Here is a 14,636-nt window from a genome sequence, read left to right on the forward strand (position 1 = left end):
GGTCATGTGGTGATGGGCTCTCTGGTCCGGGCGGGTACCAGGGCCGGCGTGGTGACGGTGCCGAGCGGTTCGCGGTACACGTCGATCACTGCGTCCGTGGTCTGCTGTACGTCGTGGGCGGCGAGCACCTGCGAAACATTCTGAATCCAGCACAAAGTGTGCGAACCCTGGTCTCGGCATAAGCGTCGGATTCACGGACCATACCAGTCACTTATCCGCTTTTATCCGCGACATCGTCAGCCGTGCCGGAAGGGCAGCCTCACGCGCAGGCAATCCGATGAAATTATTCGCAGAGTCATTCGGGATGTATGAGTTCCAGGAACCTGCCGCCGCGGAGTTTCCCGTTGCGTCTTTCACTCGTTAGCCCGACGGAAGCAAGATTGAAAGGAATCCAATGAAGAGTCTGAAGGCTGCCGCCATCGTTGTCGGCGCCTTGGCCATGGCCGCCACGGCGGCGCCGGCCGTCGCGGCGGACGTACCAGCACAGGGCCTCATCGATGACGGGAAGACGGTTGCCCGGTCTCTCCCCAATGCAGCCGAGATGCCGACCGGTGCCCTGGCCGGCGACATCAAGCACGCGGCGGACGGCGTGAAGAAGTCGGGTGTCGTCGAGACCCCCGTCTTGGGCGGCGCCCTGCCGAACCCCCTCAACGGCAAGCCGCCCGCCGCGCTTCCCAACTTGAAGTAGAAGACGCATCCGCTGGGCTTTCGGGCCGGCTCCGGTGTTCTCGGAGCCGGCCTTGCTTTGTTTCGCCACACAGCACGCGGACGTGACGTCGTGCCTCGTACGAAAAAGCATGGGCGGAAATGCCGACGGCGGCCCACCGAGGCACGGCGGGCCGCCAGTCTGAAGGGGCGTCAGATCAGACCCGAGGCCTCGGCAAGGACGGACTGGTCGACCGGCGCCGTGTCGCACGCGGCGTAGCGCGAGTGCGGCGGGACCACTCCGCCGAGCACGGCACCGTTGGACCACGGCGCGAGGCAGCGGCCGTCGACCAGGGCGCCGTTGACAACGGCGAGCCCCTGCTGAGGAGCGTTCACGACGACCGGGGACTCCGAGAAGCCACTCCCGCCGGTGACGGTGGTGCTGTTGTCGTCGGCCGAGGCAGTACCGCCGGCGGCCAGGACGATGCCCGCAGCCAGGACACTGAGGGCCGTAACCTTGTTACGCATGGATGCGCCTTTCGGTTTGTTGAAGATCGGAAGGAGACGGAACCGATGTGATCAGAGCACTGGTGGTTCAGCCGAGGAGGCCGGCCGCCTCGACGCCCGCCTTCTGGTCGACCGACCCCGTGTTGCACGCGGCGTAGCGCGAGTGGGGCGCGTAGACGCCGCCGAGCACCGCACCGTTGGACCACGGGGCGAGGCAGCGGAGGTCGACGAGCGTGCCGTTGGAGACGAGCGCGCCCTGCTGAGGAGCGTTCACGACGACGGGGGACGACGAGAAGCCGCTGCCGCCCTTGACGGTCGTGCAGTTGTCGGCCGCGGCGGTGCCGCCTGCCGCCAAGACGACACCCGCGGCAAGAGCGGAGATGGCCGTAACCTTGTTACGCATGGGATGTCCTTTCCGGACTGCGTTTCGAGGGGGTTCACCTGCTCGGAATTGCCCGGAGCAGGGGTCAGAGGATGCCGGCCGCCTCGCGGAGCGTCGACTGGTCGACCGGCGCCGTGTTGCACGCGGCGTAGCGCGAGTGCGGCGGGACCACTCCGCCGAGGACGGCACCGTTGGACCACGGCGCGACGCAGCGGCCATCGACCAAGGCGCCGTTGACGACGAGCACACCCTGCTGAGGTGCGTTCACGACGACCGGGGACTCCGAAAAGCCGTCACCACCCGTGACGTTGGTCGTGTTCGAGTGGGCGGAGGCAATGCCTGCGCTACCGCAGAGGGCGCTAAGGGCGAGGGCAGTGACGACCGCGAACTTCCTGGTCAACTCGGTTCCTTCCTGGATTCACGCTAACCTCACTTACATGGCAAGAAACCGAAATATGCTGCGGAAAGTCACGCGGACACCAGCCATATCGGACAGATTCCATCGGATGGCGGAACGATGCCATGCCCGCTTCCCAAGTGCCGCACGGGAAACAAAAGCCGACGCCGACATGAGTCCGGCCCACTGACCGACATTAATCTTTTGCGATTGGCCGTCAGCTCGTACGGGCGGCCGATCTGCGTCCGCCGGTGTTTTTCGGGTGTGACGGCGGCCGGACTGTCGCATCAGGTGGCCGTCGGGTGACAGGGCTCCGGCGAACCTGAGGTGTCGGCGGCGGGCGGCGGTGACGGACTGGGCGGCGGCGCGGGGCAAGCGGACTCGCAGGCGGCGGGGCTCCCAGAGAACGGGCCCGGCCAGGCAGGGCGAGCCTCGGCACTCGGGCCAGCAGGTCCAGGGCGATCTGGACGATCTTCAGCCAGATCTGATTCCGCGCCGTCGTGCAGGGGCAGGTTGCGTAGGCCGGTGGCGCGGGCTGAGGGAATGCTGTCCTCGGCACGGGCCCGCCGGCAATGCCGCAGCTCCAACTGGGCGATCTTGTGGCCGGTGGTCTCGGTGGCGAAGCAGGTCAAACGCAGCCCGTCGGCGTCGGTGAAGCGCAACTGGGCGTGCGGGCATTCCCTGCGGACGCTCAGCCGCATCCCCTTGGGCCGGCCCTTCAGGCAGTCGCTGCCGGCGTCGAGCCCGGTGACCTTGGCGCCGTCCGGTGTCCACGCGGATACCCACCGCCGGAGTCGGTACGGATGAGTGTCCGCCGCCCACGTCGATGGTGTTTGGGCAGCTGAGCCAGCGCGAGTTGGGCGGTGGTGAGGTGGTCGGCGGCGGTGTTGCTGCCGGCGTTGCCGGGTCGCAGCAGGCCCGCGACCGGCTCGCCACTCCCACCTCGGCCGTGGTCGACGAAGCCCATCAGCCGATGGTGCCCAAAGGTCTTCTTCCAGGTCGCAGCGGCGTCCGGCGCCGAGGAACATGTCAACTTCTGTACGTACTCACCGACTTGGGCTCGCGCGGCCCAGATCTCCCCCGGGACAATCGGTTCCGCCCATGCCAGGGGTCGACCAGCCGGGAGACCGTCGGGTCGGAGGCCACTGAGGCCGACCGCTCCACAACCGCCGCCCCTCAACGCGGACACCATCGTCCCAGGTCAGGCTTGAGGCGCATCCCGGGCACGGCATCGGGCACCGGAGCGAGCGCGGAACTGCTGGTCCGGCTCCAGCTCCGTGCTACGCCCTCGAGGCGCCCGACGTGGATGCCGAGAACCGGATCAGAACGTCAGAATTCCGGCGACTTTCACCGCACCGACTCCTGACGGTTTACGTGTCACCCCTGGTTGAGCAGGCTACCGAGCCCGACGCTGGTCGGTCCCTTCAGCGGATGGAGCTGAACGGATCCGGTTCCGACCGGGTTCTTTACCGGAATTGCGGGCTTCTTGCTGCTGTCGCGCCCCATCCCGTCCAGGTATACGCCGGAAACCCTCGCCGCCTTGTTTGTGCCGGTGACCCTCGCTGACTGGTTCTCGTCGAACGCACTGCCCTTGGTGAGGTTGCCCTGCTTGGCCACCCGCATCACGGTGTCGGCCGCGGGGACGATCGCCGGAGTTACCTCGGTCTGGGAAATAAGACCGAGAGGCTCGGTTTCGTGGGCAGGCGCTTTGGCGGTGCCCGACGCCGCGACGGCGGAGCCACCCACGAGACTCACGCCGATGGCCAACGTCGCAGTTGTGAGAACTGCCTTCTTCATGGTCACCTCACTTGGAGTTACCTCTGATCCAACAGACGCAGAACATAGCAGTCCACAGCCCACCCAAAGCGATGCACTACTCCATACGCATGAAGATTTCTGCAGCGAAGGAGCGCACATTATTCGGATCCCTCGGAGTGATTCACATCTGGTCGGCGAATCGATTGATCCTATGATGCGTCAAGCTTGCGGCGGTCGATATGCCGACGGAAAAAGAAACACGAAAAAAGAAATTATGAAACCACGTCCTTGCGGGCGAAACCTCTGAAGGCCAGGGCGAACAGCACCAGGGCGTACGTCATGGAGACCGCGGCGCCCTGGATCATGCCGGACCACTCCGGCTGTGGCTGGACGACGTCGGCCCAGGCGAACTGCCAGTGCGCGGGCAGGAAGTCGCGCCAGTGACCGAGGGCGGTGACGGCGTCCAGGACGTTGCCGACGATGGTCAGGCCGACCGCGCCGCCGACCGCGCCGAGCGGGGCGTCCGTCTTCGTCGACAGCCAGAACGCCAGTCCGGCGGTGACCAGTTGGGACACGAAGATGTACGCCACCGTCACCGCCAGGCGCTGCACCGCCGTACCGCTGTCGAGCGCACCGCCCGTCGGTATCTGCAGCGGCCCCCAGCCGTACGCCGCCGTACCCGCCGCGAGGGCCACCACGGGGAGCAGGATCATCGCGGCGAGGCTCAGCCCGAGCGCCACGACCAGCTTGGACCACAGCAGCCGGGCGCGGGGCACGGGCGCGGCGAGCAGATAGCGCAGGGAGGACCAGCCCGCCTCCGAGGCGACCGTGTCCCCGCAGAACAGGGCGACCGGGATCACCAGCAGGAAGCCGGCCGACACGAACAGATTCACCGCGGCGAAGTTGGCGCCGGACGCGGTGGCCGTGTCCATCAGGGTGATCTGGCCGTTGCGGCTCGACGGGTCGCCGCCGATGGCGAAGGCGATCAGCAGCACGAAGGGGAGGAGGGTGAGGATCGCGCCCATGACCAGGGTGCGCCGGCGCTTGAGCTGGCGGACCAGCTCGACCCGCAGGGGCAGGGTGTGCCGCGTCTGATAGCCGGAGGCGACTTCGGTGAGCGTGCTCATGCTGAACCTCCGATCAGGGTGAGGAAGGCGTCTTCCAGGCGGCGGTGCGGACCGACCGAGGCGACCGGCACGTCCAGCCGCACCAGCTCCACGACCAGCCGCTGGGCCGTGCCCCCGGGAGACAGCCGGATCAGCAGGCCGTCGTCGGTGCGCACGGCGGAGGCGACGCCGGGCAGCGCGGCCACCTTCTCCACGACCGGCTCGTCCACGGGCAGGGCGGTGCCGACCAGCAGCGTGTCGCCGGAGCCGACGATCTCGGCGACCGGGCCGGCCTGGACGAGCCGGCCGCGGTCCATCACCACCAGGTGCGTGCACGACTGCTCGACCTCGGCGAGGAGATGGCTGGAGACGATGACCGTGCGGCCCGCGGCCGCGTAGCGGATCATCACCTCGCGCATCTCGCGGATCTGGGGCGGGTCGAGGCCGTTGGTGGGCTCGTCGAGGATGAGCAGGTCGGGCAGGCCGAGCATGGCCTGGGCGATGGCGAGACGCTGGCGCATGCCCTGCGAGTAGGTGCGCACCGCGCGGGCGAGCGCGTCGCCGAGCCCGGCGATCTCCAGGGCCTCCTCCAGGTGGGCGTCCTGGGGCGGGCGGCCGGTGGCCCTCCAGTACAGCTCCAGGTTCTCCCGGCCGGACAGGTGCGGCAGGAAGCCCGCGCCCTCCACGAAGGCGCCGACCCTGGACAGCACGGGAGCGCCGGCCCGGACGGCGTGGCCGAAGACGCGGATCTCGCCGTCGTCCGGGGTGATCAGGCCCATCAGCATGCGCAGGGTGGTGGTCTTGCCCGCGCCGTTGGGTCCGAGCAGGCCGAGCACCTGGCCCTTCTCCACCCGGAAGGACAGCTCGCGCACCGCGTACCGGTCGGCGGACTTCGCGTACCGCTTGCTCAAGTCCTTGATGACCAGCGGGACTTCGGCCAGCTCCGGGTCCGGGGCGGGGCCGGCCGTACGGCGGCGGGTGGTGAGCAGCAGGGCGAGCGCGGCGACCGCACCGGCCGCCGGGAGCCACCACACCCAGGCCGGCAGGGGCGCCGCGGCGGTGGTGACGGCCGGCGCCGTCGGCACGCTCAGGTCTCCCTTGAGCGTGACGGTGTAGGTGGCCGGTGCGTTCGGTGAGGCGTAGCCGAGGTCGGTGGAGGCGAGGACCAGGCGCAGCCGGTGGCCCTTGCGCACCTCGTGGTCGATCGCCGGGAGGGTGACCGTGACGTCCTTGCCGGCCTTGGCGCCGGTCACCCGGAAGGGGGCGACGAGCTGGGAGGGCAGGACCTGCCGGGTGCCGCCGGGGCCGACGTCGTAGACCTTGCCGAAGAGGACGGCGTCGTCGCTGGTGGAGGTGATGCGGACGGTCGCGGTCGGGGTGCCGGTGATCTGCAGGTCGTGGGTCAGGGGCGCCGATGCGAAGGCGGCGTACTGGCCGGGGAAGTCCAGGGAGACGCCGACGCCGAGCGCGGACAGCTGGGTGAGGCCACCGGAGCCGCCGAGGCCGGGCAGCGCGGAGACGCCGGGCGGGCTGGCGCCGGCCGGGCTGGTCACGTGCTGGGTGCCGCCGGTCAGGGCGATGCCGCGCGGGTGGTCGCGCAGGCCGGTGTAGGCACCGGCGCTCGCACCGCGCAGCTGGGCGGTGCCGTTGGTGGAGTCGACGCCGCCGGTGCGGGTGATCCGGAAGGCCGGGCCGGTGTCGGCGCTCTTGTCGCCCTTCAGATACCGGTCGAACCACGCACGCACGCGTGCCTGCACCCGGCCGGTCTCCAGGTCCCCGCCGTCATGGCCGCCTGCGATCCAGTCGACGTCCACGGGCGCGCCGTTGGCCCGGATCGCCTGCTGGGCCGCGTCGGACTGGCTCAGGGTGAACAGGGAGTCCGTCTGGCCCTGCACCAGCAGGGTGGGGACCTTGATGCGGGAGCCGACGGCGGACGGCGAGCGCTCCTCCAGGAGCCCCCGGTCGGCCTGCTCCGGGACGCCCGACTCGGCGACGCGGTTGTAGGTCCGGCACAGCTCGGGCTCGAAGTGGGCGCAGCCGCCACCGGAGTTGAAGAAGATCCCGGTCCACAGCTTCTTGAACACGCCGTCCGGGAACAGGGCGTCCGCGAGGTTCCAGTAGGTGACCGCCGGGGCGATGGCGTCGACCCGGTGGTCGTAGCCGGCGGTGAGCAGGGAGATCGCGCCGCCGTAGGAGGCGCCGGCCATGCCCACGCGCGGGTCGCCCGGTTTGTCGAGCTGGACTTCGGGCCGCTTCGCCAGCCAGTCGATGAGCCGGGAGACGTCGGCGACCTCACCCTTCGGATCGTTGAGGCCGATCCTGCCGGTGGACCTGCCGTAGCCCCGCGCCGACCAGGTCAGGACCGCGTAGCCGTGCCGGGCGAGGTCCTCGGCCTGCTGCCGCATGTCGTCCTTGCTGCCGCCGAAGCCGTGCGCCAGCAGGACGGCGGGGTGGCGGCCGGCGTCGGCCGGGGTGAAGAACGAGGTGTCCAGGCGCACACCGTCGACCGGCATGACCTGGTCGCTCGTATGCACTGTCCGCGTGTCGTCCGAGGCGACGGCCGCGGTCCACGTCCCGGCGCCGGCGAGTACCACGACGGCGGCCGCGGCGGCGACAAGCCGGCGCGGCCCCTTCAGCAGCCCTCGCGCGGAAGGCACCCGGAGATCCATGACTCAACGGTACGGGCCGCCACCGACACCGGACGGGGCCGCTGGGCTGAACGCCCGCCCCTCCCGCAGGAGTACGGGCCCTGCCCGGCGTACACCAGCCGTGGTACGCGGGCCTGCCGGTCCCACGCCGTCGGGCTGGTCACCATGGGGACGGCCCCGCGCCCCCCGCCGGGGGGCGCGGGGCCCGGAGCCGTGAGCCGGCCCCTACGCCTGCGCGCCCTCGGCGACCGGAGTGATTCCGGCGACCGGCGCGCCCTCGGCGACCTGCACCTCTTCGGCGAGCCGGACGTCCTCCGGGAGGGACACCAGCCAGCGGGTCTCGCGGCGCGGGCGGAGGTAGAAGGCCCAGTAGAGGGTGGCGACCGCGGTGATGCCGCCGGTCCACCACAGGTACATCGGGTCCTGCTCGACCAGAATGTAGACGAGGACCGCGATCAGCAGGACCGGCATCGCCGGCCACAGCGGCATCCGCCACGCCGTCCTGCCGCCGTGCGTGCCGCGCCGGGCGAGCAGCGAGGCGATCGCGACCAGCAGGTACAGGCCGGTGACGGCGACGCCGGTGACGCCGTAGAGGGTGTCCAGGTTGACGAAGCAGAGGAACGCGCCCGGGACGCCGACGACGAGGGTGGCGACCCAGGGGGAGCCGAACCGGCCGAGCTTGGCGAGGGCGTTGTTGACCGGGGTCGGCCAGGCCTTGTCGCGGGCGGAGGCGAACAGGACGCGGGAGTTCTGGATGACCATGACGATGCCCGCGTTGATGATCGCGAGGGCGACGCACAGGCTGACGAAGGTGCCGACGCCCGAGTTGCTCCAGGCGATGACCATGCTGGAGATGTCGCCGCCGGTCAGGGCCTTCAGGTCACCGGCGCCGAGGGTGATCGCCACGACCGGCACCAGGATGACGACGCTGGAGATGGCGAGGGTCGCGAGGACGGTGCGCGCGACGTTGCGGCGCGGGTTCTCCAGCTCCTCGGAGAGGTAGACGGCGGTGGAGAAGCCCTGGGTGGCGAAGAGGGCGATGGCGAGCCCGGAGAGGACCATCATGGCCGTGACCGGGTTGATGTGGGCGTGCTCGCCGGCGACCTGCATCGAGCCGAGGCTGCCCACACCGCGGTGCGAGTGGGTGAAGCCGAGGAGGGCGACGACTCCGGCGGCGACGACCTCCAGGACCAGGAAGATGCCGGTGATCCAGGCGTTGGCGCGCAGGTCCAGCAGACCGGCGAGGGTGGCGGCGATCATCACGCCGGCGCCCGTCCAGGACGGGTCGAGGTGGACGACCGGGGCGAGGTAGTCGGCGGTGCCCATCGCGATGACCGGAGGGACGATCATCACGACGAGCAGCGACATCACGAAGGCCAGCCAGCCGGCGAGCCGTCCGGCGAGGGTGGAGACGATGGCGTACTCGCCGCCCGCGCTGGGGATGAGCGTGCCCAGCTCCGAGTAGCAGAACGCCACGGGGATGCAGAGCAGCGCGCCGATGGCGATGCAGAGCGCCGTCGCCGTGCCCAGGCTGGAGAACAGGTCGGGCACGATCACGAAGAGCGTGGAGGCGGGCGTGACGCAGGACAGCGTCAGCAGGGTGCCGCCGACGACACCGATGGAACGCTTCAGGCCCGGTGAGGGGGCGGGCGCGGTATCGACCACGGACTTCGGGAGCGTGTCGCTCATGCGGCGGTTCCGATCGACTCGTACGGCTGAGGGTGGGGGTCGGGAGCGCTATCGCCTCCGGCGGATTCGTCATACGTTCATCTCGTCCGCTCCCGGCCTGCATAGAGAACCCCGACGAAAACCGCCGCGTCAATGACCGTTTACCTTCGGAATCCGCACTTGCGGAGCAGCTCACGCCGGATCACATTCCCAGGCCGCGAACACCAATAAGGGCATCCATCAAGCCGCAGCCGAGTGTGACCTTGCTTTCCAAGGCAATTCGCCCGTCAGCCCTTCGCCATCCGTTTCGTACCGCCTGAACGGGAACCGCAGCCCAGGTTTCAAAAAAATGTCAGCCGTCCGCTATCCGGACGGGCCTGCTGGTCGCGTGCATGCCAGTCGGGTCCACTACAGTGCCCGGCCATGGGGATGCGGCACACAGGGACCTGGGCGGCGGTCACGGCGGCGGTCCTGGCGGTCCTGGCGGTCACCGCCGGGTGCGGTACGCGGAAGGCCGACGAGGCGACGGCGGCGCTGGCCCGGGCGGGCGACCGGACCGACGCGCTGGGCTCGGCCCACGTGCGGATGACGGTCGACTACGGCATGGGCGGCCCGCCGGTCGCCATGGAGGGCACGTACTCCTGGGGCCACGGATACGCCTACGACGTCGAGATGGACACCCGGCAGGCGGGCATGCAGAAGGTGCGGCACGCGCCGAGGATCCGCTGTCTGTTCGTGCGCGGCGTCTACTACTACGACGTCGACCCGCAGCCCTCCGGACCGCTCAAGGGCAAGCAGTGGATGAGCTTCGACGCCTCGGCCGTGTACGGCGGCAAGGGCGCCCGGGCCCTCTCCGGTGCCGGCAGCAGCCCGGCCGTGGCCCTGCGGGGGCTGAAGGGTGCCGACGAGGTCGACGACCTCGGCACACGCACGGTGGACGGACGCCGTGCGACCCACTACCGCGCCGTGGTCGACCGGGCGCACTGGAGCCGCGGGTTCAAGGACGTCTACGGAGACCGGAACAGCCCGATCGGCTCGCTGACCGCCGCGGCGGCCTCCATGACCGCCGACGTCTGGATCGGCACCGACGGCCTGCCCGTCCGGATCCGGGAGAAGACCGGCCTCCTGACGCTGACCATGGACTTCGACGGGTTCGCGAGGGCGGCCACGGTCGAGGCGCCGCCCGCCGGGCAGACCGGTGACGTCACCGCGTGGATGAGGCGGCAGCGGGGCTGAACACGCCGGTGCCCCGTCCTGCACGCGGAGGACGGGGCACGGTACGGCTACGGCTCAGTGGTTGCGCGGGAAGCCCAGGTCCACGCCGGCCGGGGCGTCGGCCGGGTCGGGCCAACGGGTGGTGACGACCTTGCCGCGGGTGTAGAAGTGCGTGCCGTCGTTGCCGTAGATGTGGTGGTCGCCGAAGAGCGAGTCCTTCCAGCCGCCGAAGGAGTGGTAGCCCACCGGCACCGGGATCGGCACGTTCACGCCGACCATGCCCGCCTCGATCTCCAGCTGGAAGCGGCGGGCCGCGCCGCCGTCCCGGGTGAAGATCGCGGTGCCGTTGCCGAAGGGGGAGCTGTTGATCAGCGCCACACCCTCGTCGTACGTGTCGACGCGCAGCACGCACAGCACCGGACCGAAGATCTCGTCCTGGTAGGCCTTGGCGCTGGTCGGCACCTTGTCGAGCAGCGAGATGCCGATCCAGTGGCCGTCCTCGAAGCCCTCGACGGTGTAGCCGGTGCCGTCCAGGACCACCTCGGAGCCCTCGGCGGCGGCGCCGGAGACGTAGGAGGCGACCTTGTCGCGGTGGGCGGCGGTGATCAGCGGGCCCATCTCGGACGCCGGGTCGTTGCCGGGACCGATCTTGATCTTCTCGGCGCGCTCGCGGATCTTCTCCACCAGCGTGTCACCGATCGCGCCCACGGCCACGACCGCCGAGATGGCCATGCAGCGCTCGCCCGCGGAGCCGTAGGCGGCGGACACCGCGGCGTCGGCCGCCGCGTCCAGGTCGGCGTCCGGCAGGACCAGCATGTGGTTCTTGGCGCCGCCCAGCGCCTGCACCCGCTTGCCGTGGGCGGAGGCCGTGGTGTGGATGTAGCGGGCGATCGGGGTCGAGCCGACGAAGGAGACGGCCTTGACGTCCGGGTGCTCCAGCAGGCGGTCCACCGCCACCTTGTCGCCGTGCACGACGTTGAACACGCCGTCCGGCAGACCGGCCTCGGAGAGCAGCTCGGCGATCCGGACCGACGCCGACGGGTCCTTCTCGCTCGGCTTCAGCACGAACGTGTTGCCGCACGCGATGGCGATGGGGAACATCCACATCGGGACCATCGCCGGGAAGTTGAACGGCGTGATGCCGGCGACGACACCGAGCGGCTGGCGGAGGGAGGACACGTCGACGCGGCTGGCGACCTGCGTGGACAGTTCGCCCTTCAGCTGGACGTTGATGCCGCAGGCCAGGTCCACGATCTCCAGGCCGCGCGCGACCTCGCCGAGCGCGTCGGAGTGCACCTTGCCGTGCTCGGCGGTGATCAGCTCGGCGATCTCGTCGCGGTGGGCGTCCAGCAGCGCCCGGAACCGGAAGAGGATGGTCGTGCGCTGGGCCAGGGAGGACTGGCCCCAGGTGGTGAAGGCGTCCTTGGCCGCCGCGACGGCCGAGTCCACCTCCTCCACCGACGCGAACGCGACCTTCGTGGTGACCGCGCCGGTCGCCGGGTCCGTGACCGGCCCGTACGTGCCCGACGCGCCTTCGGCGGTCTTCCCGCCGATCCAGTGGTTGACGATCTTCGTCATGCCCAGAAACTCCTTCTTACAGATGGCGGCGTCGGGTCGAGACGTGCCGTTCGTACAGCTCACGTGCCTTGACCGCCGACGGTCGGGTCGCGGTCTCGGCCACAGGAACATCCCACCAGGCCTGCGCCGGAGGCGCGCCCGACACAGTGTCGGACGTTTCGGTCTCCACGTAGACACATGTGGGAGTGTCGGCGGCGCGCGCCTCGGCGAGCGCCGCGCGCAGCTCCCCCACGGTCTTCGCGCGCAGTACCCGCATACCCAGGCTGGCCGCGTTGGCCGCGAGGTCGACGGGCAGCGGGGCGCCCGTGAAGGTGCCGTCCCCGGCCTGGAAGCGATAGGCGGTGCCGAACCGCTCGCCGCCCACCGACTCCGAGAGCCCGCCGATGGACGCGTACCCGTGGTTCTGCACCAGCAGGATCTTGATCGCGACGCCCTCCTGCACGGCCGTCACGATCTCCGTCGGCATCATCAGATAGGTCCCGTCGCCGACCAGCGCCCACACGTTCCGCTCCGGTGCGGCCAGCTTCACGCCGAGCGCGGCCGGGATCTCGTAGCCCATGCAGGAGTAGCCGTACTCCAGGTGGTACTGGTCCACCGACCGGGCCCGCCACAGCTTGTGCAGATCGCCGGGGAGCGAGCCGGCCGCGTTGATGACGATGTCCGACTCGTCCACCAGGGCGTCCAGGGCGCCGATGACCTGCGGCTGGGTCGGCCGTACGTCCTCCTCCCCGGCCTCGAAGCAGGCGTCGACGCACTGCTCCCAGCGCTCCTTGTCCTCGGTGTACTCGGTGACGTACGACTCCGCCACCTTGTGCCCGTGCATCACCAGCGCCTCGGTCAGCTCGCCCAGGCCGCTGCGGGCGTCGGCGACCAGCGGGAGCCCGGAGAGCTTGTGGCCGTCGAAGGGCGCGATGTTGAGGTTGAGGAAGCGGACGTCCGGGTTCTCGAAGAGGGTGCCGGAGGCCGTGGTGAAGTCGGTGTAGCGGGTGCCGACGCCGATCACCAGGTCCGCCGTGCGCGCCAGCTCGTCGGCGGTCGCGGTGCCGGTGTGACCGACCCCGCCGACGTCCTGCGGGTGGTCGTACCGCAGGGAGCCCTTGCCGGCCTGGGTGGAGGCGACCGGGATGCGGGTGGCCGCCGCGAACTCGGCGAGGGCCGCCTCGGCGCGGCTGTGGTGGACTCCGCCGCCCGCGACGAGGAGCGGCCGGCGTGCCTCCCGGACCGCCCGCACCGCCTCGGCCAGCTCGGTCGGGTCGGCGCCCGGCCGGCGTACGGTCCACACCCGCTCGGCGAAGAACTCCTCCGGCCAGTCGAAGGCCTCCGCCTGCACGTCCTGCGGCAGGGCGAGGGTGACCGCGCCGGTCTCGACGGGGTCGCTGAGGACCCTCATCGCCTGAAGGGCGGACGGAATCAGGGCTTCGGGGCGGGTGACGCGGTCGAAGTACTTCGACACCGGGCGCAGGGTGTCGTTGACCGAGACGTCTCCGGCGTACGGCAGCTCCAGCTGCTGCAGGACCGGGTCGGCGGGCCGGGTGGCGAAGACGTCGCCGGGGAGGAGCAGCACCGGGAGGTGGTTGATGGTCGCGAGCGCGGCGCCGGTGACCAGGTTGGTGGCCCCGGGGCCGATCGACGTCGTCACCGCGTGCGTGGACAGGCGGTTCGACTGGCGGGCGTAGCCGACCGCCGCGTGCACCATGGACTGTTCGTTGCGGCCCTGGTGGTACGGCATGACGTCCGCGTACTCGATCAGCGCCTGGCCGAGCCCGGCGACGTTGCCGTGGCCGAAGATGCCCCAGGTGGCGCCGATCAGCCGCTGCCGCTCGCCGTCGCGTTCGGTGTACTGGGCGGAGAGGAAGCGGACGAGCGCCTGGGCGACTGTCAGCCGGATCGTCATCGGTAGCCCCCTGTGCTTTCTACGTGATCGGGGTGGAAGCAGATCCGCCACTCCCGGGTCTCGCCCGGGCCCGCCATGACGTTCAGGTAGTACATGTCGTGCCCGGGCTGGGCGATGGACGGGCCGTGCCAGCCGTCGGGTACCAGGACCGCGTCGCCGGAACGGACCTCGGCGAGCACGTCCGAACCGCCCTCGCGCGAGGGGAACACGCGCTGGTAGCCGAGACCGTTCGGGCCGTCGATCTCGAAGTAGTAGATCTCCTCCAGCTCGGCCTCCTCGCCCGGCCGGTGCTCGTCGTGCTTGTGCGGCGGGTACGACGACCAGTTGCCGCCCGGCGTGAGCACCTCGACGGCGATCAGCTTGTCGCAGTCGAAGGAGTCGGCAGAGGCGAAGTTGCGCACCCGGCGGGCGCACGAGCCGTTGCCGCGCTCCTCGACGGGGACCTCCGGCGCGGGGCCGTAGCGGGCGGGGAGTCGTCGCTCGCACTTCGCTCCTGCCAGGGCGAAGCGGCCTCCCGCGCCGGAGGCGATCTGGACCCGGGCGTCCCGGGGAACGTACGCGAAGTCGGAGACGCCCGCGAACACGCTTTCCCGGCCCAGGAGTTGCATCTCGACCCGCTCAGTGGGCGCGGTCTCCATCCGCACGGTACATGCGCCTTGCAGAGGAAGCACGATCCACTCACTGTCCCCGGTGGTGAACGTATGTGTGCCACCCGGTGCCAACTCGGCCACCCGCAGACTGCTGTGCGTCCAGCCGGCCGACTCGGGGTCGATGTCGACGGCGTACTGGGCGTTCGCGGTGGTGCCCTTGGGCAGGTGCAGGTCGGTGCTGGTCATGC

Annotated in this window: 13 protein-coding genes and 1 pseudogene; 2 read left to right on the forward strand and 12 right to left on the reverse strand. The window is 70.3% G+C overall.

Annotated features, from left to right (window positions below):
• Positions 1–2: 2 nt before the first annotated feature.
• Positions 3–128 carry a hypothetical protein gene (locus AB0D93_RS13180; protein WP_362117813.1) on the reverse strand — a complete coding sequence of 42 codons (126 nt, stop codon included), beginning with the start codon at positions 126–128 and terminating at the stop codon, positions 3–5.
• Positions 129–394: 266 nt separating this feature from the next.
• On the opposite strand from AB0D93_RS13180, the gene AB0D93_RS13185 reads away from it, so the two are divergent.
• Positions 395–688, forward strand: coding sequence for a hypothetical protein (locus AB0D93_RS13185; RefSeq protein WP_362117816.1), 294 nt, complete (start codon positions 395–397; stop codon positions 686–688).
• A 170-nt stretch (positions 689–858) separates the two neighbouring features.
• Here the strand turns inward: AB0D93_RS13185 and AB0D93_RS13190 are convergent, their stop codons facing one another.
• The 8 genes and pseudogenes from AB0D93_RS13190 to AB0D93_RS13225 form a co-directional block, all read right to left on the reverse strand.
• Positions 859–1,173, reverse strand: a complete 315-nt coding sequence (locus AB0D93_RS13190; protein WP_362117819.1) for a hypothetical protein — start codon at positions 1,171–1,173, stop codon at positions 859–861.
• A gap of 67 nt (positions 1,174–1,240) precedes the next feature.
• Complete coding sequence (locus AB0D93_RS13195) at positions 1,241–1,555, reverse strand: hypothetical protein (RefSeq protein WP_362117822.1); 315 nt, start codon at positions 1,553–1,555, stop codon at positions 1,241–1,243.
• A gap of 64 nt (positions 1,556–1,619) precedes the next feature.
• The gene (locus AB0D93_RS13200; protein ID WP_362117825.1) at positions 1,620–1,934 is read right to left on the reverse strand and encodes a hypothetical protein; all 315 of its coding nucleotides are present in this window, start codon (positions 1,932–1,934) and stop codon (positions 1,620–1,622) included.
• A gap of 312 nt (positions 1,935–2,246) precedes the next feature.
• Positions 2,247–2,943, reverse strand: a pseudogene (locus tag AB0D93_RS13205) (transposase); the annotation flags it as partial.
• 365 nt (positions 2,944–3,308) lie between these two features.
• Positions 3,309–3,728, reverse strand: a complete 420-nt coding sequence (locus AB0D93_RS13210; RefSeq protein WP_362117828.1) for a hypothetical protein — start codon at positions 3,726–3,728, stop codon at positions 3,309–3,311.
• A gap of 233 nt (positions 3,729–3,961) precedes the next feature.
• Positions 3,962–4,816, reverse strand: a complete 855-nt coding sequence (locus AB0D93_RS13215; RefSeq protein ID WP_362117831.1) for an ABC transporter permease — start codon at positions 4,814–4,816, stop codon at positions 3,962–3,964.
• Positions 4,813–7,464, reverse strand: coding sequence for a CocE/NonD family hydrolase (locus AB0D93_RS13220; protein WP_362117834.1), 2,652 nt, complete (start codon positions 7,462–7,464; stop codon positions 4,813–4,815). The genes AB0D93_RS13215 and AB0D93_RS13220 overlap by 4 nt, the downstream gene beginning before the upstream one ends.
• Before the next feature lie 204 nt (positions 7,465–7,668).
• Positions 7,669–9,132 (reverse strand): APC family permease, encoded by a 1,464-nt coding sequence (locus AB0D93_RS13225; RefSeq protein ID WP_362117838.1) that lies wholly within the window; start codon positions 9,130–9,132, stop codon positions 7,669–7,671.
• A 402-nt stretch (positions 9,133–9,534) separates the two neighbouring features.
• Here AB0D93_RS13225 and AB0D93_RS13230 point away from each other — a divergent pair, with 402 nt between their 5' ends.
• Positions 9,535–10,347: a hypothetical protein gene (locus AB0D93_RS13230; protein ID WP_362117841.1), complete on the forward strand. Its 813-nt coding sequence runs from the start codon at positions 9,535–9,537 to the stop codon at positions 10,345–10,347.
• A gap of 54 nt (positions 10,348–10,401) precedes the next feature.
• Here AB0D93_RS13230 and mmsA read toward each other — a convergent pair whose 3' ends face one another.
• Genes mmsA through iolB form a run of 3 tightly spaced genes read right to left on the reverse strand, consistent with a single transcriptional unit; the run spans position 10,402 to position 14,634 of the window.
• Positions 10,402–11,904 carry a CoA-acylating methylmalonate-semialdehyde dehydrogenase gene (gene mmsA / locus AB0D93_RS13235; protein ID WP_362117844.1) on the reverse strand — a complete coding sequence of 501 codons (1,503 nt, stop codon included), beginning with the start codon at positions 11,902–11,904 and terminating at the stop codon, positions 10,402–10,404.
• A gap of 16 nt (positions 11,905–11,920) precedes the next feature.
• On the reverse strand, positions 11,921–13,798 hold the full coding sequence (gene iolD, locus AB0D93_RS13240) for a 3D-(3,5/4)-trihydroxycyclohexane-1,2-dione acylhydrolase (decyclizing) (protein WP_362117847.1): 1,878 nt from the start codon (positions 13,796–13,798) through the stop codon (positions 11,921–11,923).
• Positions 13,795–14,634, reverse strand: coding sequence for a 5-deoxy-glucuronate isomerase (iolB, locus tag AB0D93_RS13245; RefSeq protein ID WP_362117850.1), 840 nt, complete (start codon positions 14,632–14,634; stop codon positions 13,795–13,797). The genes iolD and iolB overlap by 4 nt, the downstream gene beginning before the upstream one ends.
• Positions 14,635–14,636: the final 2 nt, after the last annotated feature.

The organism is Streptomyces sp. NPDC048191 (genome assembly GCF_040652655.1).
In the GTDB taxonomy this organism is placed as follows: Bacteria; Actinomycetota; Actinomycetes; order Streptomycetales; family Streptomycetaceae; genus Streptomyces.

Coding starts and splice junctions, on each gene's coding strand:
- AB0D93_RS13185 (WP_362117816.1), top strand. CDS start 395: ATGAAGAGTCTGAAGGCTGCCGCCATCGTTGTCGGCGCCTTGGCCATG.
- AB0D93_RS13190 (WP_362117819.1), bottom strand. CDS start 1,173: ATGCGTAACAAGGTTACGGCCCTCAGTGTCCTGGCTGCGGGCATCGTC.
- AB0D93_RS13195 (WP_362117822.1), bottom strand. CDS start 1,555: ATGCGTAACAAGGTTACGGCCATCTCCGCTCTTGCCGCGGGTGTCGTC.
- AB0D93_RS13210 (WP_362117828.1), bottom strand. CDS start 3,728: ATGAAGAAGGCAGTTCTCACAACTGCGACGTTGGCCATCGGCGTGAGT.
- AB0D93_RS13215 (WP_362117831.1), bottom strand. CDS start 4,816: ATGAGCACGCTCACCGAAGTCGCCTCCGGCTATCAGACGCGGCACACC.
- AB0D93_RS13220 (WP_362117834.1), bottom strand. CDS start 7,464: ATGGATCTCCGGGTGCCTTCCGCGCGAGGGCTGCTGAAGGGGCCGCGC.
- AB0D93_RS13225 (WP_362117838.1), bottom strand. CDS start 9,132: ATGAGCGACACGCTCCCGAAGTCCGTGGTCGATACCGCGCCCGCCCCC.
- AB0D93_RS13230 (WP_362117841.1), top strand. CDS start 9,535: ATGGGGATGCGGCACACAGGGACCTGGGCGGCGGTCACGGCGGCGGTC.
- mmsA (WP_362117844.1), bottom strand. CDS start 11,904: ATGACGAAGATCGTCAACCACTGGATCGGCGGGAAGACCGCCGAAGGC.
- iolD (WP_362117847.1), bottom strand. CDS start 13,798: ATGACGATCCGGCTGACAGTCGCCCAGGCGCTCGTCCGCTTCCTCTCC.
- iolB (WP_362117850.1), bottom strand. CDS start 14,634: ATGACCAGCACCGACCTGCACCTGCCCAAGGGCACCACCGCGAACGCC.